The organism is Owenweeksia hongkongensis DSM 17368, assembly GCF_000236705.1.
GTDB classification, from domain to species: Bacteria; Bacteroidota; Bacteroidia; order Flavobacteriales; family Schleiferiaceae; genus Owenweeksia; species Owenweeksia hongkongensis.
Window position 1 is genome coordinate 2,501,835 of sequence record NC_016599.1, and the last position, 25,492, is coordinate 2,527,326.

A 25,492-nucleotide genomic window follows, 5' to 3' on the forward strand; every position below is an offset into this window, starting at 1 on the left:
AAAAATTTCGCCAAAAGTATGGCTTCTAATTTATTGTCAGGTTTCCTTATTGTTTTGTTTGTCCATTTTCAGGCCCATTCGGCTAGCTCTTTCACGCCATCTACCCCGAGCATACTCACGCATATCTGTAGTAGTATCAAACTCATCCATTATTTCCATCCCAAGCAATGTTTCAATAATGTCCTCCATAGTTACGAGGCCTGCGGTACCTCCAAACTCTTCCACCACAAGGGCTATATGCGCACTCCCTTCTACCATAAATTTGTAGGTGGTGTACAAGTTTTGATGTTGATCTACCACCGGAATGGTTCTACTAAGTTCTTTTAGTTGAGTATTGACATCACGTAACCCTTCGTCACCATTAAGCAGCACGTCATACTTATGTATAAAGCCTGTTATGTTATCTCTATTTACTTTATAAATCGGTATCCGCGAATAGCGCTGGTATTTTTTATCCGCCTGAAACTGGCCGACTGTAGTGCTTTCTTCAGCAGCCACCATCACGGTGCGCGGAGTCATTATGTCTCTCACCGTAATCGATCTGAGCTTTATAATATTGGTGAGAATTTTGGCTTCCTGGCTGGTAAACACGCCTTCCCTACGGCCAATTTCTGCCAAAGCCACCACTTCGCTTCGCTCTACTGTGGGTTCATCGCTGCGCTTTATGGCTTTTGCTATAAGCTGCGAAAGCAACACAAATGGATACATTGGGATCATCAAAAACTGTAACGACTTGGTGGTGAAAAAAGTAAAACTTTTCCAAAACCTAGCTCCCACCGTTTTTGGAATAAGCTCAGAAAACACCAATATCAGAAAGGTTAAAACCCCGGAAATTATTCCCATAGAAACACTCGAAAGCACTTTTCCTGCCTGAGCTCCAACACCTGCAGCACCAACTGTATGGGCTATAGTATTTAAAGATAAAATCGCGGCCAAGGGTTTATCAATGTCCTTTTTGTATTCAAAGGTTAGCTTAGCCCAAGCCTTGCCTTCATTAAGTTTTGACTCAATAAAGCTGGGAGTAATGCTCAATAGTACTGCTTCCAGCAAAGAGCAAAAAAATGACACCACCAGCGCCAATAAAAGATAAAATATGAGAAGACCCATGTTATAAAGGTTTTATGCAAAGCAACTGCAAACCATTCTTTGTTCACGAGTTACAGCAAAATATTTCAGACTAAAATATTATCCTTACAACTGCTCTCCAAAAATATAACTGCTCTCCACTTTGCTTATCATGCTGTGGTAGTAAGCGTACCAGTCTTTGGCTTTGCCTTTTGCCTCCCCATGACGGCTGTCTACGCGCCATTTCTGTATGCTTTCTTCATCCTGCCAATAGCTAATAAAGATGCCTCCATCTGGCTTTGAAACAGAGCTATAGCCCAGGTAGCCTTCTTGCTGCTGAGCAAGCTCCATCATTCGGGCATCCATTTCTTCATAGCCTTCCAGGTTTTCTCCTTTGCGGGAAATGAAAATCACCGCGTAAAAAGGAGCGATAGGTGGGGTTTGGTTTTTCCAGGTAGTTGTCATGTTAGAACGCGGGTTTAAGTTTCACGCAAAGTCGCTAAGTTTTTTCGCAAAGCGCACAAAGATTAAAGGTTATTAACCATTCTATGAATGCCTTCTTTTAATACGGGAACGTTAAAATTTATCAAGAGTGCTAATTTCTTATCGGCTAACTTCAAGTAAGTCAATGTCTGTGAGAAATGAACTGGCGCCAAATTTTCTACTGACTTTATTTCCACAATTACCTTTTGATTCACCAAAAGATCCATTCGAAAACCACGATCAAATTCCAGCTCTTTGTAAGTGAAAGGCAAACCCTTTTGTTGCTCCACTTGAAAATCCAGTTCTAAAAGGTCTCGAGCCAATGCCGTTTCATAAACACTTTCAAGCAAACCAGGACCTAAAGCACGGTGCAGTTCAATTGCCGCACCAATTATTTCATATGAAATTTCATTCTCGGTCATAACAGATATCTATTTCACGCAAAGCACGCAAAGGTTTTCGCAAAGGACACAAACCTTCTTCAACATACTTTGTACCCCATCATGGTTTTAATACATGCAAAACACGCTAAACATTCTTTGTGCCTTTGCGAGCGTTTTCTTTTGTGCCCTTTGCGTGAACCTTTAAGAACTCTGATCTATCTTCTTTACCATGGTAAGAATAGTCGCCAAAGCTACGGTCTCACCGGTTTCATCATACACATCCACATTAAAGCGAACGATACCTTTTGCAATATCATCCTCGCTCTTTTTCTCCTGGTCTATTTTTTCCTTTACGGTGAATTTCACGCCAATGGTCATTCCGGGGTAAACAGGCTTAGTGAAGCGACATTCATCAAGACCATAGTTTAGTAAAACCGGTCCTTTGCGGGGATCCACAAACATTCCCGCTGCTTTCGAAAGTACGTAGTAACCATGAGCTACTTTACCTTCAAAAATGGTCCCATCCAAAGATGTGGCATCCACGTGAGCATAGAAATTATCGCCACTTACCTGGGCAAAGCTGGCAATATCTGCATCGGTAACGGTGTGTTTATGTGTGTAAACTGTATCGCCCACTTTAAGCTCTTCAAAATGCTGACGGAACAAATGCTTTTCAGATTCTGGACGAGATGCTCCCGGTTGGTAAACCTGAGTAATTTCCATAATAGTATCCGGGTGACCTTGAATGGCGGTACGCTGCAGGTAGTGCAATACACCACGCTTTCCGCCCATTTCTTCACCACCACCAGCGCGGCCTGGGCCACCATGCGTAAGCAATGGCATTGGCGAACCATGACCTGTGCTTTCTTTGGCAGATTTAGCATTAAGCACATGAATACGGCCGTGCATGTGAGCCGCTTCTACAACGTATTCACGAGCAATTTTATCGTCAGCAGTAATGATAGATGATACCAAAGAACCTTTACCCATATTGGCAATTTCTACAGCATCCTCCAAAGTTTTGTACGGCATCATGCTGGTCACGGGACCAAAGCACTCTACATCGTGTACATCTGTATTTTTGAATGGATCATTATTTCTGAAAAGGATTGGCGAAGCAAAAGCACCTTTAGACTTATCAGCGCCTACCACATCAAAGTCGCGTAAGTCGCCATACACCACTTCCTGGCTTTTCATCAAACGTTCTACGTTTTCAACCAAGCGCTCCACCTGCAATTTGCTGGCAAGCGACCCCATACGAACACCTTCTGTCTGAGGGTCTCCAATTACGGTTTTGCTCAAGCGGGAAGTAAGGGCCTCCTGAACAGCGTCCATTTTATCTTCTGGCACCAAAACTCTGCGGACAGCGGTACATTTTTGTCCAGCTTTAGAGGTTACTTCGCGTTGAACTTCTTTTACAAAAAGGTCAAACTCAGGCATGCCCGGCTCCACATCAGGACCCAAAATGGCCGCGTTTAATGAGTCCGCTTCCAGATTGAAAGTAACTGAGCGATCTATAATGTGCGGAAGAGCCTGTAGCTTTTTACCCGTGGCGGCACTTCCCGTGAAAGTAACCGTGTCGCCAGTTTGTACGTGATCAATAATTCCACGGCCAAGGCCGGTTACTACTTGTAGTGCGCCTTCCGGCAAAATGTTGGAAGCTATGATTTCACGAACCATTAATTCGGTAAGAAATGAAGTGGACTCTGCAGGCTTCACCACAGCAGGAACTCCCGCCATTAGGTTCACGGCTATCTTCTCCAACATTCCCCACACAGGGAAATTGAAGGCATTGATATGAACGGCAACACCTCTTTTTGGCACCATGATGTGGTGACCGATAAAGGTTCCGTTTTTAGAAAGTGCTGCTGGCTGACCATCTACATAATAAGGTAGATCAGGAAACTGTCTGCGAAGAGAAGCATTGGCAAAAAGGTTTCCAATACCACCTTCGATATCTACCCAGCTGTCAATTTTGGTAGCACCAGTGGCATAGCTCAGTTCGTAAAACTTATCCTTAATAGAAACCAAATGAAGCGCCAAAGCCTTAAGCATACGACCACGTTCCTGAAAGGTCATTTTGCGCAAAGCGGCACCACCTTTTTTACGTCCGTAATCTAAAATAGCTTCGTAATCTAAACCTGCGCTTGACACTATCCCTATGGCATCACCGGTAATGGCATTGGTGGCAACCAGCTCTTCGCCTTCGCCATTTACCCATTCGCCCATTACATAGTTCTGTATATTTTTCATGCTTATCTTTTAATTTTTGGAAAGGCGAAGATAAGGGAACAAAATAGGTTGGAAAGTTGAAGGGTTTAAAGTTGAAAAGGATACTACTGTACATAGTAGCTGAACTCAAAAAACAGTTTTGCGAAAGTTCCCTCAAAGTGCTGGGCATTATCATTTATATACAATACAGCTTTTTTTCCCTTTCCCGAAAGGATTTGCTTCAGTCCTTGTATTTGTAGATCATTAAGCCCTGATAGGTTCTGTACAAATTGAACTGAGTTTTGATTTTTAAGAATATAAAAGGGTGGAACTCCAAAGCCCATTTTGCCTCTCCCATTATTTGCTTTAATAAAACTCCCCAGTAGCTTTTCTGTTTTCCTCTTTGCCGTTCCTGAAAAATAATATGTTGACTCCCGCATTTCCCACCCCACTCTATTGCTTATGGTAACCCCTATCTTAGGGGCATACTTGGAATTCCCTCCATCATCCATGCTTTCTATCCAACTCGTGTCTCCTTCAGTAATGGTCAAAACAGGCCACTCATCTTGCTTTTCAAAAGAATAATCTAGCACTCTAACAACGGCCGAATCTTCATCAAGGTAAACTCGCCTGATGTATGGAAATATCTCTGTGATCTGCCCTTTACCCCACTGCAACCCGTGAAAATAGTTTATCTCATGATAAAACGTATCTCTCTGTTCAAGGGTTTCTTCTACGCCATAATCACCATTGAGCATCTCCATGGAAGTTCGATAAATCAGATTTCCTTGAAGGTCAAATGATTTAGAAATTTCTAGACTATCCTCAAAATTATCAACGCTATAATAAAGTCCATCCTGCGAATTAACACTATACGATGAGTCCCCTTTTAATGAATGATACTGCTCACTACGGGCAACATAATCTGCACCACTCCAATCTGCACAATAGTAAGTTGAATCCAGCTCTTTAAATTTTTTGGAAAAACTTTCATTTAGTAGAGTGTCACCATCCGGATTAATATTAAATCTATAATTGTAGTTGGTGTCACGTTCATAGTATGTTTTAGAAAAAGTATAGTTGAAAGGATCTTCTCTTTGAGCAACATGAATTCGCTCTCCATTAGTCATATTCAAAACATAGCTCCACGCTTGCAACACACTGTCTGCATTGTATTCTCGAAAATACGATGAATCTGGATTTTCCTGAGTATAATTGACGAACCAACGATTCTCCTGAATGGTGGTTGCTTCCTTTCCTTTTCCGCTTGTGCGGGTGACAATCTTTGCATCTTCACGAATCTCTTCCTTGTATTTTTCTGCCCCCATGGAGTCGTATCGGATTAGTTTTGAATAGTTGGATTCAGATAGGTTTTCTTTTTCAAAAAGAGGCAAACTATCAGACAAGCTAAGCCTAAAAACTCCTGACCTGTGTGGTAAAGAATATTGATACTCTACACTATCTTCAAAATAAATACAGCGTATTTCTTCGTCAAAAAATGTTGTGAGTGAACGCTTATCATTTGAACTGAAACTTGCCAAAGTATCACCTCTGTATACCAGCGCAAAGCCCTTTCCCTGCTCTACACCAAGAACATTTTGCACTTCACTAAAAGCTATGCTGGTTTGTGGAACCTTCTGGCCCAGTATTGACTTCGGTAAAAACCAAACGAGTAAAACTGAAAGGTAAAGCAGGGTTTTATTATTCATTGTGTCAAAGTAGGTTTCTTTTATTTGACCTAGAAAAGTATCCTAGGTTGCTTGCGATATTTTATGTTTGCAGCCTTCTAAAACTCAAAACAACGTTATGCAAAAACTTTATTACACAGTTCTGCTTGCCGCCCTCACCGCTTCCCTTAATGCACAACTCATTGTAGGGGTGCCCGATAATAAAGTAATGAATGGAAAGGACATTAACCCTGAAACAATGCTCCTTTTTAAAACAACGAAAACCGTCTTCTTTTACAGTGAAAAAGATGCACCATATTATGAAGAGTATGGTTCGAAAATAAAGAAGAACTGGACTATTAACCAACTTATTTTGGCTCCGCTATCCGAAGCCAATGAATATTACAAATCACCTGAAGAATATAGTTTTTTGGGGTATAATATGAATACGGTAGTGAAAACCATGGACAACGGTGCACCGTATGTTGCTGCCGTAAGAATATACCTTGATCTTATTACCCATAATCTAGATGGTGAGTCAGAGATAATTACAAGATTGGTGTTGGGGCCAGATATCAAAGACCTCATTTACCTTTATAGAAATTATCTGGACGACCCTACTATTGAAACAAACTTTTGGAAAGGCGATAAGCTAAGCTCAAAAAGCAAAAATGACCTTGCGTTATCTAGTAACTATATTTTTACTAAAGCAGAGTTTACCAACCTTTACCCCGGAACTTTAAGCATTTATTTGAAACAAATAAGCGAATTACTCGAAGATGAGCAGACCTGTGGCGTGCTGGAAAAACCAGAAACTGAAAGCTTAGCAAAGCTAGCAACCAGCACATTAGTAATTCCAGAAGGAATTTTGACGGACTACAGTAGATGGACTCAACAATTCAGCGAACGGGATGAGGAAGATTTCTTTAAACATTATCACTATGATTACGAAATCCGTAGCATGGAAGAAATAAACAATATGATTCTTGAAGGTAAAAATGCTGAAGGAAGGTATATCCTCGTTCCGGCAATCTCAAATACGGATCAATACATGAATGTATACTCTCCTAGTGGCGAATGGATTTATAAAAATATGGATGTGTTTGACAGAGATTACTCATCTAAAGACTTTAAGAAGTTATCTAAGGCAATTAAAAAAGCAGCAAAAGGCTAAATGCTTCTCTAATCAATTATTGTGTTAAAGGGTGATGCCCTTCTACCCTTTAATATAAATCCACCAACTGCTCGTAAGCATTGTAATTGGATTCATTATCCAAAGCTGTGATTTTAACAACGTACGTTCCCACAGGAGTTGAAGCTGGAATTACAAAGTCTAACTGTCCATCAGTTTCAAAGTCCCAAACCTTATCGTCAAGATTATCCAGATCAATTTCCTCGTCCAATAGTTTTATACTGTTCGGGTATCCCGGCACATGCATCTTAATAATCAGTTTAACTAGATCCTTATCATCCGTTATTTGTCCTCTAAAAGTTAAGGAGTCGCCTACTTTCCCTCCATTTAAAACTAAGTTTACCTGAGGCCTTGTAAGGTTTTCTACTCTAAAATCGGGTGCCGTGTATTTTGTGGAATTACCCGCCTCATCCGTTACGTTAAAGAACACATGATAATTTCCTGGAGCCGTATTTGGAGGAATGGAAAAAGTCTCATTTACAGTATGCGATTTTCCCGATACCTGTATATGCCTACTTTCGTTCCACTTACGTGATGCGTTTACTCCATGTATGTGGCTTGAGTAATTCTCATCTATCTCTATCACAGCATTTCCCAAACCTTCATTGTCGCTCAGTAAAGCGGAAATGTTGATATCCTTTCCCGCCAGTATAGTATCACCCGAAAGCGGTATTGCCCTGAAGTTGGTAACACCGGGCTCAACCGTATCTTTTTCCACTTCCTTTTTACAAGCCAAGAAAATGGTTAATAATGAACCGTAAATAAAGAGTTGTTTAGTAGTTTTCATAGTTGAGTTTTAACGATGCCAAAATACCCAAAAAATAAACCTCGAGTTAATGGCTGCTATGAGTCTTTACTTTTTTTCAAAAGCCATTCTTATTTTAGCTTTTGCCAAAATTTTAAAATAGCCTATCATCCTATTTTAAGAAACTAAAATAAAACTAGTTTTATTTTAGTTTTTGCTAGGTTTCTAAAATAAGGATTACCTTTGTTTTAGATATTAAACATATTCTAAAATGAAAACTTTTGAATCAGGACAAATAATTTCACAGGGCCATTATAAAAGCTTTGAACCAAACCCAATAAACCGGCAATGGCTGATTGATGACCCAGAGATACAAAGCTTACTGAGCCAAGCCGACAGACAGCTTGGACGGCTGGACATGTTTTCGGAATATGCTCCAAATATTGACCTTTTTATAAGTATGCATGTAGTAAAAGAAGCTACCAAAAGCAGCAAAATAGAAGGCACACAAACTAATATGGAAGAAGCACTGCTAGAAGAAAAAGATGTACCAGTCGAAAAGAAGGACGATTGGGAAGAAGTTCAAAACTACATCCGCGCTATGAACTATGCCGTGGAACATTTGCAGGAGCTGCCCTTTTCTACACGGCTTATCCGTGAGACCCATGGTGTACTGCTACAAGGGGTGCGTGGCAAAACTAAGCAGCCAGGTCAGTTTCGCACCAGCCAAAACTGGATAGGGGGCGCTGCCATAAGTGATGCCGCTTTTGTGCCTCCCGTATTTACCAGTGTTCCCACATTGATGGGAGATTTGGAAAAATTTGCCCACAATACAGATGTTTATGTACCAGACCTTATCAAGATTGCCATCATTCATTATCAGTTTGAAACCATCCACCCTTTCCTGGATGGTAACGGACGAATTGGACGATTGCTCATACCCTTCTTTTTGGTGAGCCGTGATATTCTTAAAAAGCCCATCCTTTATATGTCGGACTTTTTGGAAAAAAACCGCCAATTGTATTATGACAACCTAATGCGCACCCGCACACACCACGACATCAGGCAGTGGCTAAAATTCTTTTTGACAGGGCTTATAGAAACAGCCAAAAATGGGGTAAACACCTTTAATGCCATTTTACAACTTAAAAATGAGACCGAAGAAAAAGTGACCCAAAAACTTGGTGCAAGGGCACACAATGCGCAAAAACTCTTAAACCACCTGTATGCCCGCCCCATTATAAGTGCGAGTCATGTGGCCCAGGCCACAAACCTCAGCATGGCTTCTGCCTACAAACTTATACATGACCTTGAGGAGCTTGGAATTTTAAAAGAGCTGACTGGAGAAAAAAGAGGCAGACTTTACAGCTTTGAAAGCTATTTAAACCTTTATCAGCGATGAAAAAAATAGCTACTTGTTTTAGGTTTTGTTGAAATTCTAAAATAGGGTGTCTCCTTATTTTAGAAAACTAAAATAGCATTTAGCCCTATTTTAGATTTTATAGGATTTATGAAATAAGGATAGGGTTTTTGTCCATTCACTTCCTTTAAGGGAAGCATCAATGTAAGGGTTGTATTTACTTAACTCAAAGAATATTTCAAGCGAATCTCTCTCTACTTACTTTGCTCGCTCGGAGCCGAGCCACCATATGAAGCACTAACGCATGGATGGAGGAGTTTCATCCTTTGAGAGGGCAAAACGCCCTACTAGCCCAATAATTAACATTGCCCAGGGGCTGCCGTGCAACAGTAAATCAAACCAGTCATACCAAACCATACCAACTGCTCCATTGGCTACCCATTTTAATTTTTCCCATACATGGGGTTCAGGGGCGAACGGTGCCAACCCAAGAGTAAGGCAAACCAGCGCTATCATTGTCAGATTTTTAGAAGAAAACTTGAGTAGTTTTTTCATAGAGAATAATTGATACCAAACACAGGTGTAAACTTCCTTTTGAAGCAGGAGAAACAAATGTTTCCATTACTTTAGGGTACTACCAACAGCAGCCCACCATGGATGGATTTCCATCACTAATCTTCCGGCTTTCACTGCCGGGTCCATGGCGGCAAGTTCTTCTGCTTTTTCCTTATCAGAAACACGCATTACCAAAATACCACGTACCTCCCCATCATCACCAAAAGGACCAGCAATATCTACATAACCCTGATCGGCCATCCAGCCAATATGTGCCAGGTGTTTCTTTTGTATTTCTGCAGATTCTTCAGGACTTTGTCCACGCTCAGGGCCGGCTTTTAAAAATACCATAAAGTACTTTTTCATGGTGCAAGTTGTATCTCCTTCCTGATAGCTGAAGGTTTCAAAACCATTCTCATCAGTTACTACCTCTTGACTAAACACATTTTGCGCCAAGCAAAAGAAAAATACGGTGATGGATAGGCTAAACTTTAGTTTCATTATCTCTACAATTTTATCCCAAAAGGATTTGGGCATCAGGCTCAAATAGCCAATAAATGTACTGTTTATAAGATTTAATCTAAATAGCAATTGGCTACAACTTAATTGAAAGCTGACATTATGCGATACCTTTGTGAAGAACCCACAAAAATTAATATTATGATAGTTACCCCAAATAGATCTCTTAGCGAAGAAGTAGAAAAGCTACTGAACGAGCAAATAAAAATGGAAGGCAGATCATCTGCGTATTACCTGAGCATGGCAAGCTGGTGCGAAACTAAGGGATATACCAATTCTGCAAATTTTCTTTACAATCACTCTGATGAAGAGCGTGGGCACATGCTTAAATTATTTCGTTATATAAACGAAGCTGGCGGACACGCTATTCAGCCAGCATCTCATGATATAAAACATAGCTTTAAAAGCCTTCGTGAAGTTTTTGAAAATGTACTTGATCATGAAATTCAAGTAACCAAATCTATTCATGACATTGTAGATCATTGCTTGAGCAATAAAGACTTTGCCACCTTCAACTTCCTTCAATGGTTTGTAATGGAACAGCGCGAAGAAGAAACCCTTGCGCGCAGAGTGATTGAAGTTTTTGACATTATTGGTGAAGAAGGTGTTGGTCTTTGGACCATCGATCAGGAAATTGGCAAACTACACACTACTGCTCACGCTGGGTAGTAGGTTTGCTTATACAAATGCACTGATCCCTGTGATGTCTCGACCTACAATAAGTGAGTTTACCTCTTTGGTACCCTCATACGTGTAGATCGCTTCAGCATCGGCTACAAAGCGGGCAATATCATGCTCAAGCAAAATACCGTTGCCGCCAAATATTTCGCGGGCTTTGCCTACAATTTCACGGGTATGGCGGCTACACGCCACCTTTGCTAATGAAGCTTGTTGGTCGGTCATACGGCCTTCATCCTGTAATTTAGAGAGGTGAAAAGCCATGCTTTGTATTGCAGTAAGGTCAGTTAGCATTTCTACCAAAAGGTCTTGTACAAGCTGAAAGGAGCCTATGGGTTTTCCAAACTGTTTGCGCGTATGCGAATAGTTGAGGGCTAACTCATAGGCTCCTCTTGCACAGCCTACAGCCTGCCAGGCTACCCCGGCTCGTGTGGCTTTTAATACCTTGGATGTATCTCTAAAGCTGTCACAATTTTGCAGTCTGTTTTCTTCTGAAACTTCGCAATCGGTAAGTGTAATCAAAGCGTTCTGCACAGTGCGTAGTGCCATCTTGTCTTCTTGTTTTTCTGCCTTAAAGCCTGCAGTACCCTTTTCCACAATAAAACCGCGAACCTCATTATCCTCTACATTCCTAGCCCAAATGATTACCAAATCAGCAAACGTAGCGTTACCTATCCATTTTTTCTGGCCGTTCAAAATCCACTTATCTCCTTCTTTTTTACAGGTAGTTTCCAACCCTCCTGCCACAGCGGAACCCACATTTGGTTCGGTTAGCCCAAATGCGCCAATCTTTTCAAGTCTCTGCATGGGTGGCAGCCATTTTTTCTTTTGCTCTTCGCTTCCGCAGAAATAAATACTGCCCATAGCCAAGCCACTTTGTACACCAAAAAAAGTAGAAATGGAAGTGTCCACCCGCGCCATTTCTACCGTAATAAACCCTTCTAAAAGGTAACTTCCCATTGGGCTGTTATAACCTTCATAGGTAAGCCCGGCAATATTTAGCTCCGCCATTTTGGGGATTATGTGCATGGGAAATTGTGCCTTATTCCAATACTCATTGGCAATCGGTTTTACATGCTCATTCATAAACTCTCGCACCTCCAGCTGCTTTTCTCTTTCCTCCTTGGTGAGAAGTCTGGCAAGCTGATAATAATCACCCTCAATCTCCGGAGCTTGATAAGGTTTGCTCTTCGACTTTATGATTTTCATGATTTGGTAAAGCTCCGTACGGTCGAGCTTCCCAAGTGCTTCGATGGTGTCAGAAACATCAATTTGAGAGAAGAGGTTACTTAGCTTTTTGATATTGGAAAATATGGACATAGGAATGTTTTTCATTTTATAACCCAATCCATTGTGCAAAGTTCCGAGGCATAAAAAAAGGCCACCCGAAGGCAGCCTTTAGTTATCTAAAACTTTGACCAAGCTTATTTCTCAGCAACCTCTGAGTTTTCACTTGCCGAAGGCAATTTTTCATAGCCCATATTCCAGAACATGAAAGACCACTTATCGGCCTGCTCCTGAATTATTTTATCGGTTGGTTTTCCAGCTCCGTGTCCGGCATTGGTTTCAATTCTAATCAACACTGGATTATTTCCTGCATGGCAATGTTGCAGCTCTGCAGCAAACTTAAAGCTATGTGCTGGTACCACACGGTCATCATGATCTCCAGTAGTTACCATAGTGGCTGGGTACTCCGTTCCTTTCTTCAAATTATGATAAGGGGAATAGCCATACAAGTAGTCAAACATTTCTTTGCTGTCTTCTGCCGTACCGTAATCATAAGCCCACCCCGCCCCAGCGGTAAACTTATTGTAGCGAAGCATATCCAAAACCCCAACTGCCGGGAAAGCTACTTTCATCAAGCTTGGACGCTGAGTCATTGTAGCTCCTACAAGCAAACCTCCGTTTGAACCACCCGCTACAGCGAGCTTTTCGGAACTGGTATACTTTTCAGAAATAAGATATTCAGCGGCAGCTATAAAATCGTCAAACACATTTTGCTTGTTCATTTTTGTACCTGTAGTATGCCACTTCTCTCCATACTCACCACCTCCACGAAGGTTGGCGACAGCCATAATTCCACCATTTTCAAGAAGCACAATTGTAGAAGTGCTAAAGCTTGGCGTAAGACTTACATTAAAACCACCATATCCATAAAGGTAGGTTGGATTAGTTCCGTCCAATTTCAAACCTTTTTTGTGCGTAATAATCATTGGTATTTTGGTGCCATCTTTAGAAGTATAAAATACCTGCTTTGACTCATAATTAGCTGGGTCAAACTTCACACCTGACTTTTTGTAAACTTCTGAAGTTCCATCAGCAATGTTGTATTTGAAAATAGTAGAAGGATACACATAGTTAGTAAAGCTGTAATACAGAACAGTGTCTTCCATACGGCCACCAAAACCACCTGCGGAGCCCAGAGCCGGAAGTTCAATTTCCTTCTCCATTTTGCCATCAAGGCTATACTGATAAACACGGTCAGTAGCATCAATCATGTAGCTGGCAAAAAACTTACCTCCAGCAGAACCTACGCTAAGCACGTTTTCAGTCTCGGCAATTAAATCTTTCCAGTTAGCTGGAGAAGGATTGGCAATATTGGTTGTAACCAAACGACCATTTGGAGCGTTCAGGTTTGTTTTGATAAAAATCTTATCACCTTCGGTGTGAATTACACTGTTGTTGTTTTCAAAATTATCAACCACATTCACAATCTTACTATCTGCTTTTCTAAGGTCTTTGATGTAAAGTTCATTTCCACTTGTAGAAGTGGCTGCGCTTATCACCAGATAATTATTGTCTTCTGTAACATATCCTCCAATATATCTACGAGGAGTGATGTCTCCACCAAAAATCAACTCGTCAGTAGACTGCTCAGTTCCTAACTTGTGATAAAACAACTTGTGATATTGAGTAAGCCCTGAAAGAGCACTACCATCTTTTGGTTTGTCATAGCTGCTGTAGTAAAAGCCATCATTGTTTAACCAAGAAACCCCTGAGAATTTCACATCAATCAATGTGTCCTCAATTTGCTCTTTGGTTTCAGCGTTTAGTACAATCACTTTTCTCCAGTCAGATCCACCTTCAGAAATTTGGTAAGCCACCATGCTTCCATCTTCTGTAAAGCTAAGCCCCGCCAGAGATGTAGTGCCGTCTTCTGAAAATTTGTTTGGATCTAAAAAAACTTCTGGAGTTCCTTCTTCACCTTTTTGACGATATAATACTGACTGGTTTTGTAGCCCATCATTTTTGTAGAAATACGTGTACTCACCTCTTACAAATGGTGCAGAGTACTTTTCATAATTCCAAAGATCGGTAAGTCTATCATTGATATCCTTGCGGTATGGAATCTCTTTCAGGTAGTCAAAGGTCACTTTGTTTTCTGCCTTTACCCAAGCTTCTGTTTCGGCAGAAGTATCATTTTCTAACCAACGATAAGGGTCTGGCACTTTGGTGCCAAAATACTCATCCACTACTGTGGTGTCACGCATTGTATTAGGATAACTCAAAGCTGTTTCTTTTTTTTCAACTTGCTGATTACAGGCCATCAAAATAGAAGATGCCATAACTACAGAAAGTACTTTTTTTGTTTTCATAAAATTTTAAAAATTGAGGTTCGCACAGTAGCAAAAGTCAAAGGACGAACAAATATACACCTTTGTATAAGTCATAAAAAAACGCCCCAGCCAGATGACTGAGGCGCTTCCATTTACCTATTTAAAAGGGGGTTACATTTTTGTTACTTGACGAACTACCATACCTCTATTTGTAAATACCTTAATGGTATAAACTCCTTTAGGCATCGCTGTCAGGTCAATAGTTGCTTTCTTCGTATCCTCAAACTCGGAACTAATTAGCAACTTTCCGCTAAGGCCATAAACCTGTACATTCATGTCTTTCATATCCTCTCCAGTCATCTCGATTGTAAGATTTCCAGATGTTGGGTTAGGATACATCACCAAGTTACTGGCTACGTAATCCTTAAGACCTACCGTACAATCTTCCACATAAAGTGAAACCTCAGCACTATCCATACCGCAAGCATTGCTCACCACGTATCTCAGTACGTAAGATTGACCTGCTACTACAGCTCCTGGATTAAACATGCTACCTGACAGACCTCCTGACGCACTCACCTCTTTCCAAGTACCACCGGTTGTAGCAGTGGCGTCAAGCAAAGTATTAAGATCCAGAGGGCTGGCATCGTTACAAATAGTATCATTGGCAAAAGTTCCCGCAGAAACACCCGCACTTACCACTACAGTTACAGTAGCACTATCAGCTGGACATATGCCGGCTGCAGTATAGTAGGTAAACCTGTAGGTACCTACGCTTACGCCTGATACAAAGAATGAATTTCCAACAAGTGCTCCTGAATTATCAACATCTATCCAAGAACCACCAGGGGCAGAACCAGGTAGCAATGGTCTAAGCGGTAGGGCTGTTTGCGAAGTACATGCACTTGCAGTAGTGTCCATACCAGCCGTATTAGGTGAAGCCACTGTTACGGTAATCGTTGCACTATCACCAGGACATCCTGAAGCAGAAGGCAATGCATACGTAAAGTTATATACTCCAGTGCTTACCATGGAAGCATCAAACATACCGGAAGTACTCATGGCTCCAGTAGCATCATCATCGTACCATGTTCCGCCCATATCAAATGATCCTAAGTAGCTACTTAAATCTACCATAGTATTAGAACCACAAACACTTACAGAATCGCTGGTTCCAGCATTTGTGCCAGAAACAATAACTCCAAAAGTAGAATCTGGAGCGCTTAAACATGCTGCACTTACCTTCATATCGTATAGATAATACAATCTGGTAGGCCCAAAATCCGAACTATCTACACTCAGAATATTTGGTGCTCCGTATGGGAAATTAGCTCCTGCTGTTGGCCTCCACAAAATACCAGTTCCGCTAATTGGAATAGTATTTATAAAGTAGTTACCTGGACTTAGATAAATACCTATTTCCTTGGCAGATGTATCTCCAGCGGTGAAACTAATCAGATTACTAACCTGAAGGGTATCGGTACGCTGTGCATCCTGAATAGCCACTACAAAATCAAGTGGTCCATTAACCGCAAATACTGCTGAGTCAATTCTTACGTCCTGAGCAACACTAATGTATTGACCATTTGTAAAGTTGGCAGTGGGATATGCATTCACACTCAAGCTCTGAGAAGGACCAGCGGTTATGCTGGGCCCTGAGCTTAAAATTGCTTGAGCCACAAACTGCGTGGTAGCACTAATAGTGGTGCTCAATGTTGTACCATAACCTTCTACCCTATTTTGTGGATTAAACCATACAATGTCGGTTCCAGACTGTGTTGCCATTAAGTTAACCACACCTGAGCCACAAATTGTATCTGGTGTTAAGGTAGGCGTAGTCAAACCAACGCAACTTAAACAAGCCTGAATCTCTACTGTAAACAAGGCAGAGTCAGAAGGACAAGTGGCTGTAGCTACCGTAGTGTAGTAAACTTGGTAAGTACCTGCGGTAAGCAAAGTAGGGTCAAACATATTACCTGAAATGGCTGCCGATGCATTTGAAGAAACAAATGTTCCTCCTAGATCAGCCCCCTGAGAAAGGTAAGTTGTTAAATCCTCAGCCGAACCATTATCACATAAAATAAGCGACTGATCAGAACCTGCACTTAAACCTCTGATGTAAGACGTAGCTAAAACTGGAGCTCCAAGGCAAACTTTGGTTGCCACCAAGTCAAAGGTATAATAGATCCTTGCCTGACTTGAGAAGTTTGTACTGTCAATTGACATCAATCCAGCTAGAACATATGGATAAGAAGCACCGCCTGTCGCTCTAAACAACTGTCCCGTTCCTCCTGTAAATTCTACATTTATGAAATAACTTCCAGGCAAAAGCACAGCGCCTACAGATACTTGATAATCTCCAGTAGCTGAACCCGTGGTGAAAGTTTTGCCTCGCTGAACCAAAGTTCCTCCGTTTGCTGGATCATCTGTCCATATCCTAAGGTTTGCTTCCACCACCCCATTTGCATTCACGGTCATACTATCTATTCTCACAGTATCTAAAATGGAAATCCACTGACCGTTGCTGAAGTATCCGTAACCAGCGGTAACAATACTTGAAAGAGGTCCAACATGGCCTGTAACAGAAGTTGGCGCAGCCTCAATTAGTGATAAGGTGGTATCTGAATTTGTGATTATACGAAGTGTATCTCCCGCATTTGTAATTTGACCTAGAGCTGTGTCTAGATAAACTACACTGCTTCCCGTATTACTGGTAAAACCAGTAAAGCCTGGAGCACAAATCGTATCGTTAGGAATATTAGATGTAAATGGGCTACAACCAGCAACCGCAGGTTGATAAATACTCACATTATCTAAAAAAGCGTTATCTCCATTTGCGGTACCAGTACCTATGGCATACTTGTTAGCCCCCTGAAATTTCACAGAAAACATAGTACCGGTATAGGCCGAAATATCTATAGACATTCGTGCACAAACGTCTCCAGTACTGGCACTAGCATGATAGTCAGGAGTTACCTGATCCGTATCATTTATTAGTACTCTAAACCAGTTATACCCTTGACCATAAGAATATTCTTGGCGAAGGTCAAACTCAAGCATTAGCGTCCCCGTATTTGCAGTAGCATCCACCAGTAGTAATGCTTGGCTATGCTTAGTGGTATTCACAACCCATGCCTGATTAACAGAGGTTCCAGTACTCGAAGAGCTTCCGCTCCAGCCCGCAGATGAACCTCCTGTAAACAGGATCGCGTTGGTACTAGCACAACCAAAAGTATCCACGGCAGCAAAGGCATCAGAGCCACTGCTAATGGCCATATCATTTGTAGCCCCCTCAAAATCTTCGGTATAGGGTACAGTCACCGGGACAGGGAATGTAATAAAAGATTCTGGCCCTGCCCATACACTCACATCAGTCAATCCACAACTATCTTGTAAGTAAAAATCGTAGGCAGTATTAGGAGTAAGCCCTGTAATAGTATAGAAAGTATCTACCACTCCTGTAACTAATGTTCCTGTTCCTGCTGTAAACCCTGCTGTTCCATATTCTATATTATAATGTTGACCTGTTCCTGGGGTCCAGTATACCGTTGCACTATCCGCGTATACATTAGCCACCATAAGAACCGAAGAAGGGACACATGAAGCTGGGGCATATTCATCAGCACCTATATCCGGAGCTGTTAAGGAACGAACATCATTGTCAATATCGACCAACACTCCTACTGTAGCATCTCCTGAGTTATTCGCAATAGTTCCCAAGAGGTGCAGATCTGTTGCTCCGTAAAAAATTGGATCTCCTTCTATAGAATTAACATTCTTGGTAAGATCACCTCCCTGCCATAATGCTAAGTCTGCATATACAGTTGGTCCAACATCAAACGCATTTGCACCTGTACTGAAATAAATATTGTAGTCTAATACATCTGTAGCGGTTAGAGCATCATCCGATTCAAATGCAAAATCACCGATAGACACAAAAATGTTATTTCTTACATCCAGATTAATTTGATCGTTTATTCGGATAGCTGGTTCTCCTACTACACTATTATGGTATACCTCTGTACTTTCAAAGTCATTTAGATACATACCGTAATCACCTGTACTAGTTATCATGTTATTTACCACCCGCGAATTGCTTGTAGGAGTAAAGCCATCGTTACCATCCACAATATAAAGGCCATAGTCGGGTACATTTATTACATTTTCCTCAAATACAAAATTGTTTATATCAAATGTATAAAGTCCATCTGCTGCTGTACCTCGCGAGGTCTCCATAGTGTTACCAACGCATGTAAAATCCTGAATTTCGTCAACATAAATTCCTGCAGCATAGAAGTTTCGAATCACTGTATTAGTAACATTATAATCCTTTGAGTAAGTTCCTGAACCTACACCTTCAAAATTCATTGCGTAATACCCTCCAATAATAAGGCAGTTGTTGATTGTAAGTCCATCCACATCCGCTCCTTCTGTAAGGTCATTAATATAGCTATTAGATACCAATACCGCACTGACATCAGTGGAGGTTGAAGTTGAGTCCATAGCAATAATGCAATTATCTATGGTAACTGTGTCTGAGTTATCAATCAGCAATACACCCCATGCCTCTGAAGAAGCCTGATTTGCAATCAGCATATTTTGAAGGGTAACATGAGAAGTGTTTTCGATAATCACGGTTCCTTGCTCACCATTGCCGTCCCATACAAGAGTGTCGCCTCCCACACCATTAAAAGTTATGGTGTTACTCACAGAAGTTCCTGGCACCCCATTTAAATGGAGTTGATCAACATACAGACCTGCTTGAACATTAAAGGTAACTGCTGATGATATACCACAATTATTAAGATCATATGCCGCTTCTGCAAATGTATTGTAGTTGGTGCCTCCTGTTGGCTGTGCTCCATTAATCGTATAAGTACCGGATAAAACGACAGCACATGGTGTCATAAAGGTATACGGGCCAACCCAACCACTTACGTCCCCAACAGCACAGCTATCTCTCACATAAAATTCATAAGTAGTTAGCGAACTTAGACTCCCGATTGAAACTGTATCGTTTATAGCATTCACCATAGTTCCTGTGCCAGGTGTAAAACCCGTTGTACCGTACTCTACATTCCAATTGGAGGCACCACCAGTCGTCCAATACAAATCGGCACCCGTACTCGTTATATTCGTTGCGCCTAGTGCCGTAGGATTAGGGCAACTTATACATGCACTTACTTCTACTAAGTCTATTGACATATCTCCAGTAAACCCAGAAACACTATCCAATTGATGAAACTGGATATATATTGTTTGACCAATATAAGCACTTAGGTCGGCCCCTATATTTACCCATGGATCGCTTCCGCTTGTTTGGTACTGGCCCGCCCAGGTAAACACCGGTGTAAAAGGACCTGTAGCTGATGTTCCCACACCTACGGTAAGCCTTCCCATATTAGCACCATAGGCATGCATCCAAAAAGATAGCTCAGCATCTCCCATTGCCGTAGTAAGATCAATCGCTGGTGATACCACCTGACCTGAACTTACTGATGTATTGGAAGCTTCAAAGTTCATAAAGCTTCCTGCAGGACCACTATGCTCGTCATCCGGCCCAGTGTTAGAGGAAGTAGGCGCACCTGGGATTTCCCAAGTATCATTGCCACCATTGATATCGCCCGTCCAACCATTAACTGCGTCAAATTCTTCAGTAAAAACCACAATAGGATTACCAACAGTACAGCTGAGCGGCATAGGTGGGGTGAACCCTGTCTTAAAGCCAAATGGCCCAACCCAACTACTCACGTTTCCAACGGCACAACTATCTCGCACATAAAATTCGTAAGCGGTGGCCGCTGTAAGTCCACTTACAGATACGGTATCATTAGTGGCATTGGTCAGGGTACCAGTGCCAGGTGTAAAACCACTAAGTCCATACTCTACATTCCAGTCTGTAGCGCCACCTGCGGTCCAATATAAATCTACACCAGTAGCAGTAGCATTAGAAACACCTAAGGCGCTAGGAGCGTTACATGAAACCAGTGTAAACGCGATTGAAAATTGAAATGGATCACTATCCCAACGATCATCCCACTCCAGATAGTAAGTCGTTCCATTTGTTACAGCAAGTCCAATCACGGCAGATGCAAATCCATCAGCTGAAGTACAAGCATCATCATCTGCCCCTACTTGGGTGAGCGAACCACATGATCCATCGTAAACCCAAAGTCTAGTATCATTTCCCGAAAGGCCACATGCACTTATATCTAAAAGCCCATTACCTGGAGCTGTCCATTGATACCAGTTTGCATTTGTGGCAGTTCCACAGTTATTACACCCTCCTCCCGAAGTTGGGCCTGCAGCCCAATAAGTACCACCAGCTGTTAAAATAGTTGCTGTTGCACAAGTATTATTTAAACCAAAAACAATGGGACCCACCCAGCCTGAAGAATTTCCTACTCCACAACTATCACGAACATAAAATTCATAAACTGAGTTTGCGGTTAAACCTGTTAATGTAATTGAGTCGTTTGTTGCATTTACAATGGTGCCACTCCCAGGGGAAAAGCCAATTAAGCCATATTCAACATCCCAATTACTAGCACCTCCAGAAGTCCAATAAATATCTGCTGTAGTAGCCGTATTGCTTTCTACCCCTAAAGCTGAAGGTGGTAAACAACTAACAGCGGTAAATGTGAAATTAAACTGGAAAGCAGCAGTACTCCATCGATTGTCCCATTCCAAATAATACGTTGTTCCGTTTGTAATAGGAATAGCAGTGACAGCTGAAGCAAACCCATCAGAACTTGTACACGCATCATCATCAGCGGCCACTTGGGTAAGACCTGCACATGTTCCTGAATACACCCAGAGCCTCGTGTCGGTAGCAGTCAGCCCGCAGGCGCTGACATCCAACAGTCCATCCGCTGTAGCGGTCCATTGATACCAGTTGGCATCGGTAGCAGAACCACAATTATAGCACCCCCCACCTGTGGATGGTCCCGGGGCCGATATTGTGCCGTTTGAAGTTATTAATGTTGCCGTGGCGCAAGTATTTTGCGCTACAATGACCTGACAATAGCTGATAATCAACATTGTCATTAGAAGTATTCTTCTCCTCATAGCAAAAATTAGTTTTAGATTAAATAGAAAATGGTCTATTAAAGTACGTTATAAATCAGCACTTCAATAAACCACCCTAATAAATTTCGACTAACTGCACCATTAAGCAGTTGAACTACAACTGTCTGTCATTTTTTTCTGTCAGCACCCCAAGTTAAGTAAGAGGTTTGCTGCTTTGCGCGATTCGGCTCGGCCACTCTAAGAGGTTCACATTCCCTCAATGAGTTAACGCATTGAGATGGCAGTTTTTGATACAACTTTGTTCCTTCGGTTTTCCAAGCTATCATTTCATCACTTACTTGCTTTATCACCTTGCCGGGATTGCCCACAACCAAGCTCCTTGGCGGAATAATAGTATCCGCTTTTATAAAGGAAAGTGCTCCTACTATAGATTCTTCCCCAAGCTCCACATTATCCATCAAAACTGAATTCATTCCCACCAAGCAATTGCGACCGATTTGAGCTCCATGAATAATAGCCCCATGGCCAATGTGAGCACCTTCTTGCAAACGGAGAGAAACTCCTGGAAACATGTGAATAGTGCAGTTTTCCTGAACGTTGCATCCATCCTCAATAACGATTTCTCCCCAATCTCCTCGAATAGCGGCTCCGGGTCCAACGTAAACATCTTTACCAATATGTACATTGCCAATCACTGAGGCAGTTTTGTGAATAAACGCGCTCTCGTGAATTACAGGCTTAAAGCCTTCAAATTCGTAAATCATAATGTGGTTTTACTTTCTATACTTATCGTGTAAGCCCAAGCCTTGCTCCAGTAAAGTCAGTGATTTCTCTAACCTACGCTGTTTGGTTACATCTTGTTTGGCACTTTCTATGTGCTCCACATATTCGCGCTGATGCGAAGGTGGTAAGCTTTCAAAAGTCTTCCGAGCCGCAGCATTGTTCTTCAAGGCTTCGTTTAACAACTCTGACGAATCATACTTCTTATCACGCTGATTGAAACCCTCAACTTGCTCTCCAGATTCGTTCTTTTCAATAGCTTCCAAAACTAAACCTCGAAGACCCTCTTCATCCAAATCTTCGATGCTAGAAACATTGTACTTCCGCATAGATTTGGTCGTTTCGGCTGTAGCCTCCAGAAGGTTTTTAGGATCATTGAAAAGAGCGCCTTTGTGAAACCACATGGCCGCAAAATTTTTGAAAGCAACCATGCTCATCATTATACCTTTATACTCAAAAGTTGGTGCGCCCCACTTTATGGTTTCTTCAACCTGAGGTGCTGTTTCCAAAACAACTTTTCGCACACGAGTAAGTATCGGGTGAGCAAAGTTGCTCTCTAGCCGAGCCAGATATTCGTCCGTGTTTTTGGGCTTTGCCATTTAGTAGTGAAAAATTAAAATTGAATATTCTAAACCTCATCAATTTAAAATATTCAATCTTACATATTAAATACTTTTACGCTCTCTCCAAAACTACAGCATAACCTTGTCCAACACCAATACACATTGTACAAAGTGCGTAGCGCTTTCCAGTTTCCTGTAATTGAATTGCCGCGGTTTGAAGCAGTCTTGCACCGCTCATTCCCAGTGGGTGACCCAATGCAATAGCGCCTCCATTTGGGTTAATTCGAGGATCATTATCTGCCAAGCCCATTTTGCGGGTACAAGCCAAAACTTGTGCAGCAAAGGCTTCGTTCAGCTCTAAAATGTCCATTTGATCTAAAGTAAGACCTGCTTTTTTCAAAGCAATTTCAGAAGCATAAACCGGCCCTATTCCCATAATGCGAGGCTCCACACCCGCAACGCCCATTGATACAATTCTGGCCATTGGCTTAAGATTGTTCTTAGTCGCGCCTTCTTCAGAAGCTACCAAAAGTGCCGCTGCACCATCGTTAAGTCCCGATGCATTACCAGCAGTTACCGAGCCTCCTTCTTTCTTAAAAGCCGGACGAAGTTTTCCTAAAATTTCCAGTGTACTGGTAGGTTTTACAAACTCATCTTTAGCAAAAATGATAGGGTCTTTTTTCCTTTGAGGAATACTTACTGCTGCAATCTCTTTTGCCAATCGGCCATTATTCTGTGCTTCCTTAGCTTTCATTTGGCTCCAGTATGCAAACGCATCCTGATCTTCGCGGCTAATGTTATAAAGCTCCACCAGGTTTTCGGCTGTTTCGCCCATGGCATCGGTGCCATAACGCTTGTACATTTCAGGGTTTACAAAGCGCCATCCAAAACTTGAATCATACATTTTTGAATCTGTGCCATAAGCTTTGCTCGGCTTGCTCATTACGTAAGGTGCACGGGTCATGTGCTCCATACCTCCGGCTACAAATACATCGCCATCACCATTTCTAACTGCACGCATGGCTTGAGCTGTGGCACTCATTCCTGAGGCACAAAGTCTGTTCACCGTTTCGCCTGGTACAGAAAAAGGTAACCCTGCCAATAGCGATGACATTCGAGCCACATTCCTGTTATCCTCACCTGCCTGATTGGCGCAGCCCATTATTACGTCTGCTATCATTTCCCGATCCAAATCTGCGTTGCGAGCCATCAACTCTCTGATAACATGTGCTCCTAAATCGTCAGCTCTTACTGCTGATAATGTTCCACCAAAACTTCCAATTGGTGTACGTATTCCGTCTATTATATATGCGTCTTTCATTTCTTATTTAATATTGAAAACTTAATATTTAAGATTTGCCCGAACCGCTTTGCATGCGTTTCCGCGTTGATGCAAATATGTTCGTCAATTCCTGCGCTTCCTTTTTTAATTCTTGTAATCCCTTCCTATCCTTTATTTCAAGCTCTTCCTCTAAAAGCTCTAACCAAAAAATGCTTTCATCAGCTTCCTCCAGTACAATGCTGATTTTTGCCGTAAAGGCGGGCCTACTTTGCGCCAAGCATGCTGCTCTATAATTTGCAGCCACAGAAGTTGAACATCTAATCAACTGGCCTTCGATATGTCAGAACAATTTGCTATTTCTACTTTCTGCAATCAACAGCTTTAAACACCCCTTTGCAAAGGCTTTAGTCCTGTCTTTTAACTCTTGGCTAGTCATCTATTAAATATTCCGTTTTAAATATTCAACATTAATTAGTCCACTCTTTCTTCGTTCTATAAACAGTTCCTTTAAAAAGCGCAACCACCTCATTATTTTGGTTCGTCACTTTTATATCATAAATGCCTGTAGCGTTTGTCAAATTTAGTTCAATGGCTTCCGCAATTAGGATGTCTCCAATATGCACGGCTTTGGTGTGAGAAATACTGGTTTCGATGCTCACAGCTTGGCGTCCATGGCTGTTGCTTGCAAAGGCCAGAGCGCTATCCGCCAAAGAGTAGGTAATTCCACCATGAGCGATTTTAAAACCATTGGTCATCTCCTCGCGAACCCTCATTTTTAGTTTGGAATACCCCGCCCTTTCCTCGATGCGTTCAATACCCAGCCATTGACTAAAAGCATCGCCATTGTACATTTTATCAACTATCGCTTTTCCTTCCATGGCCTACTTTTTTTCCATGGTAATGGAAACAGATCTTTCGATAATGGAAATAATCGTGTCCAATGCCACATTGAAATTTTGGCGATCCAGCTCATCACTATCTGCTGATTTGGTTTTAAACACCGCTCGGGTTTTCAAATCTTCAAACACTAAAGGACTATCTGAAATTTTAATCATTTCGCCTTCAGGCAAACCCTCTACCTCTTTCGCTTTTTGCTCATAGGCATCCATGCGGTCGTTGATCACCTCTTCCAGCATTTGGTGAGGAACCAGCTCTACCGGAATACCGGCTGAAATAAAGGCATTGATAAGGATCACGGCAGAATCTACCAAAGCTTCGTGCTCTTCGTCACTAAAATCATCGGCAAGGTTGGTGATAAAGCCCATCAAAATAGGCTGATCTTCCAATATCTGAACTATCATTTTTCCTTGCTCTGCTTGGCTCATCGCTTCATAATCGGCAATGGCCACCGCTACAAAATCTTTTCTGGGTTGCTTCATATCAGCAAAGGTATTGTTTAGGGGAACAATACGAAAAAGATGTA

General features: G+C 41.7%; 20 protein-coding genes. 3 read left to right on the forward strand and 17 right to left on the reverse strand.

From position 1 onward, the window contains the following. Window positions 1–36: 36 nt before the first annotated feature. From OWEHO_RS11020 to OWEHO_RS11040, 5 genes are all read right to left on the reverse strand, one after another. Window positions 37–1,107, reverse strand: coding sequence for a CNNM domain-containing protein (locus OWEHO_RS11020; RefSeq protein ID WP_014202556.1), 1,071 nt, complete (start codon window positions 1,105–1,107; stop codon window positions 37–39). 84 nt (window positions 1,108–1,191) lie between these two features. Further along, window positions 1,192–1,530, reverse strand: a complete 339-nt coding sequence (locus tag OWEHO_RS11025; protein ID WP_014202557.1) for an antibiotic biosynthesis monooxygenase family protein — start codon at window positions 1,528–1,530, stop codon at window positions 1,192–1,194. Between the two features lie 62 nt (window positions 1,531–1,592). Beyond that, the gene (locus tag OWEHO_RS11030; RefSeq protein ID WP_014202558.1) at window positions 1,593–1,970 is read right to left on the reverse strand and encodes a GxxExxY protein; all 378 of its coding nucleotides are present in this window, start codon (window positions 1,968–1,970) and stop codon (window positions 1,593–1,595) included. A 162-nt stretch (window positions 1,971–2,132) separates the two neighbouring features. After that, window positions 2,133–4,184, reverse strand: a complete 2,052-nt coding sequence (gene paaZ, locus OWEHO_RS11035) for a phenylacetic acid degradation bifunctional protein PaaZ (protein ID WP_014202559.1) — start codon at window positions 4,182–4,184, stop codon at window positions 2,133–2,135. An 83-nt stretch (window positions 4,185–4,267) separates the two neighbouring features. Next, window positions 4,268–5,851, reverse strand: coding sequence for a hypothetical protein (locus OWEHO_RS11040; protein WP_014202560.1), 1,584 nt, complete (start codon window positions 5,849–5,851; stop codon window positions 4,268–4,270). Between the two features lie 97 nt (window positions 5,852–5,948). Here OWEHO_RS11040 and OWEHO_RS11045 point away from each other — a divergent pair, with 97 nt between their 5' ends. Then, a complete protein-coding gene (locus OWEHO_RS11045) occupies window positions 5,949–6,983 on the forward strand; it encodes a hypothetical protein (RefSeq protein WP_014202561.1) in 1,035 nt (344 codons plus the stop codon). 49 nt (window positions 6,984–7,032) lie between these two features. Here the strand turns inward: OWEHO_RS11045 and OWEHO_RS11050 are convergent, their stop codons facing one another. After that, window positions 7,033–7,788, reverse strand: coding sequence for a DUF4625 domain-containing protein (locus OWEHO_RS11050; protein WP_014202562.1), 756 nt, complete (start codon window positions 7,786–7,788; stop codon window positions 7,033–7,035). A gap of 229 nt (window positions 7,789–8,017) precedes the next feature. Here OWEHO_RS11050 and OWEHO_RS11055 point away from each other — a divergent pair, with 229 nt between their 5' ends. After that, the gene (locus OWEHO_RS11055) at window positions 8,018–9,148 is read left to right on the forward strand and encodes a Fic family protein (protein ID WP_014202563.1); all 1,131 of its coding nucleotides are present in this window, start codon (window positions 8,018–8,020) and stop codon (window positions 9,146–9,148) included. A gap of 255 nt (window positions 9,149–9,403) precedes the next feature. Here the strand turns inward: OWEHO_RS11055 and OWEHO_RS11060 are convergent, their stop codons facing one another. Both OWEHO_RS11060 and OWEHO_RS11065 read right to left on the reverse strand, forming a co-directional pair. Continuing rightward, window positions 9,404–9,661 (reverse strand): hypothetical protein, encoded by a 258-nt coding sequence (locus OWEHO_RS11060; RefSeq protein WP_169312785.1) that lies wholly within the window; start codon window positions 9,659–9,661, stop codon window positions 9,404–9,406. 66 nt (window positions 9,662–9,727) lie between these two features. Next, entirely contained in the window at window positions 9,728–10,162 is a 435-nt protein-coding gene (locus tag OWEHO_RS11065) for a YciI family protein (RefSeq protein WP_014202565.1), read from the reverse strand. A 159-nt stretch (window positions 10,163–10,321) separates the two neighbouring features. On the opposite strand from OWEHO_RS11065, the gene OWEHO_RS11070 reads away from it, so the two are divergent. Continuing rightward, entirely contained in the window at window positions 10,322–10,849 is a 528-nt protein-coding gene (locus tag OWEHO_RS11070; RefSeq protein WP_041627569.1) for a ferritin, read from the forward strand. A 9-nt stretch (window positions 10,850–10,858) separates the two neighbouring features. Here OWEHO_RS11070 and OWEHO_RS11075 read toward each other — a convergent pair whose 3' ends face one another. The 9 genes from OWEHO_RS11075 to OWEHO_RS11115 form a co-directional block, all read right to left on the reverse strand. After that, window positions 10,859–12,178 carry an acyl-CoA dehydrogenase family protein gene (locus OWEHO_RS11075; protein WP_014202567.1) on the reverse strand — a complete coding sequence of 440 codons (1,320 nt, stop codon included), beginning with the start codon at window positions 12,176–12,178 and terminating at the stop codon, window positions 10,859–10,861. A gap of 104 nt (window positions 12,179–12,282) precedes the next feature. Beyond that, a complete protein-coding gene (locus tag OWEHO_RS11080) occupies window positions 12,283–14,454 on the reverse strand; it encodes a prolyl oligopeptidase family serine peptidase (protein WP_014202568.1) in 2,172 nt (723 codons plus the stop codon). A 132-nt stretch (window positions 14,455–14,586) separates the two neighbouring features. After that, window positions 14,587–21,483 (reverse strand): T9SS-dependent choice-of-anchor J family protein, encoded by a 6,897-nt coding sequence (locus OWEHO_RS11085; RefSeq protein WP_014202569.1) that lies wholly within the window; start codon window positions 21,481–21,483, stop codon window positions 14,587–14,589. Window positions 21,484–21,611: 128 nt separating this feature from the next. Next, entirely contained in the window at window positions 21,612–22,208 is a 597-nt protein-coding gene (locus OWEHO_RS11090) for an acyltransferase (protein WP_014202570.1), read from the reverse strand. Between the two features lie 9 nt (window positions 22,209–22,217). Continuing rightward, window positions 22,218–22,823 (reverse strand): YdeI/OmpD-associated family protein, encoded by a 606-nt coding sequence (locus OWEHO_RS11095; RefSeq protein ID WP_014202571.1) that lies wholly within the window; start codon window positions 22,821–22,823, stop codon window positions 22,218–22,220. Between the two features lie 76 nt (window positions 22,824–22,899). Further along, window positions 22,900–24,108: a 3-oxoadipyl-CoA thiolase gene (gene pcaF / locus OWEHO_RS11100; protein WP_014202572.1), complete on the reverse strand. Its 1,209-nt coding sequence runs from the start codon at window positions 24,106–24,108 to the stop codon at window positions 22,900–22,902. A gap of 28 nt (window positions 24,109–24,136) precedes the next feature. Then, window positions 24,137–24,394 (reverse strand): four helix bundle protein, encoded by a 258-nt coding sequence (locus tag OWEHO_RS17930; RefSeq protein WP_223252683.1) that lies wholly within the window; start codon window positions 24,392–24,394, stop codon window positions 24,137–24,139. A 142-nt stretch (window positions 24,395–24,536) separates the two neighbouring features. Continuing rightward, window positions 24,537–24,947 (reverse strand): hotdog fold thioesterase, encoded by a 411-nt coding sequence (locus OWEHO_RS11110; protein ID WP_014202573.1) that lies wholly within the window; start codon window positions 24,945–24,947, stop codon window positions 24,537–24,539. A 3-nt stretch (window positions 24,948–24,950) separates the two neighbouring features. Beyond that, window positions 24,951–25,448, reverse strand: coding sequence for a hypothetical protein (locus OWEHO_RS11115; RefSeq protein ID WP_041627571.1), 498 nt, complete (start codon window positions 25,446–25,448; stop codon window positions 24,951–24,953). Between the last annotated feature and the right edge of the window lie 44 nt (window positions 25,449–25,492).

Excerpts from the sequence above, each read along its gene's own strand:
- OWEHO_RS11090 (WP_014202570.1), bottom strand. The coding sequence starts at position 22,208 with ATGATTTACGAATTTGAAGGCTTTAAGCCTGTAATTCACGAGAGCGCG.
- OWEHO_RS11050 (WP_014202562.1), bottom strand. The coding sequence starts at position 7,788 with ATGAAAACTACTAAACAACTCTTTATTTACGGTTCATTATTAACCATT.
- OWEHO_RS11030 (WP_014202558.1), bottom strand. The coding sequence starts at position 1,970 with ATGACCGAGAATGAAATTTCATATGAAATAATTGGTGCGGCAATTGAA.
- OWEHO_RS11095 (WP_014202571.1), bottom strand. The coding sequence starts at position 22,823 with ATGGCAAAGCCCAAAAACACGGACGAATATCTGGCTCGGCTAGAGAGC.
- OWEHO_RS11060 (WP_169312785.1), bottom strand. The coding sequence starts at position 9,661 with ATGAAAAAACTACTCAAGTTTTCTTCTAAAAATCTGACAATGATAGCG.
- OWEHO_RS11070 (WP_041627569.1), top strand. The coding sequence starts at position 10,322 with ATGATAGTTACCCCAAATAGATCTCTTAGCGAAGAAGTAGAAAAGCTA.
- OWEHO_RS11115 (WP_041627571.1), bottom strand. The coding sequence starts at position 25,448 with ATGAAGCAACCCAGAAAAGATTTTGTAGCGGTGGCCATTGCCGATTAT.
- OWEHO_RS11045 (WP_014202561.1), top strand. The coding sequence starts at position 5,949 with ATGCAAAAACTTTATTACACAGTTCTGCTTGCCGCCCTCACCGCTTCC.
- OWEHO_RS11055 (WP_014202563.1), top strand. The coding sequence starts at position 8,018 with ATGAAAACTTTTGAATCAGGACAAATAATTTCACAGGGCCATTATAAA.
- OWEHO_RS11080 (WP_014202568.1), bottom strand. The coding sequence starts at position 14,454 with ATGAAAACAAAAAAAGTACTTTCTGTAGTTATGGCATCTTCTATTTTG.
- OWEHO_RS11085 (WP_014202569.1), bottom strand. The coding sequence starts at position 21,483 with ATGAGGAGAAGAATACTTCTAATGACAATGTTGATTATCAGCTATTGT.
- paaZ (WP_014202559.1), bottom strand. The coding sequence starts at position 4,184 with ATGAAAAATATACAGAACTATGTAATGGGCGAATGGGTAAATGGCGAA.
- OWEHO_RS11040 (WP_014202560.1), bottom strand. The coding sequence starts at position 5,851 with ATGAATAATAAAACCCTGCTTTACCTTTCAGTTTTACTCGTTTGGTTT.
- OWEHO_RS11075 (WP_014202567.1), bottom strand. The coding sequence starts at position 12,178 with ATGTCCATATTTTCCAATATCAAAAAGCTAAGTAACCTCTTCTCTCAA.
- OWEHO_RS11025 (WP_014202557.1), bottom strand. The coding sequence starts at position 1,530 with ATGACAACTACCTGGAAAAACCAAACCCCACCTATCGCTCCTTTTTAC.
- OWEHO_RS11065 (WP_014202565.1), bottom strand. The coding sequence starts at position 10,162 with ATGAAACTAAAGTTTAGCCTATCCATCACCGTATTTTTCTTTTGCTTG.
- pcaF (WP_014202572.1), bottom strand. The coding sequence starts at position 24,108 with ATGAAAGACGCATATATAATAGACGGAATACGTACACCAATTGGAAGT.
- OWEHO_RS11020 (WP_014202556.1), bottom strand. The coding sequence starts at position 1,107 with ATGGGTCTTCTCATATTTTATCTTTTATTGGCGCTGGTGGTGTCATTT.
- OWEHO_RS11110 (WP_014202573.1), bottom strand. The coding sequence starts at position 24,947 with ATGGAAGGAAAAGCGATAGTTGATAAAATGTACAATGGCGATGCTTTT.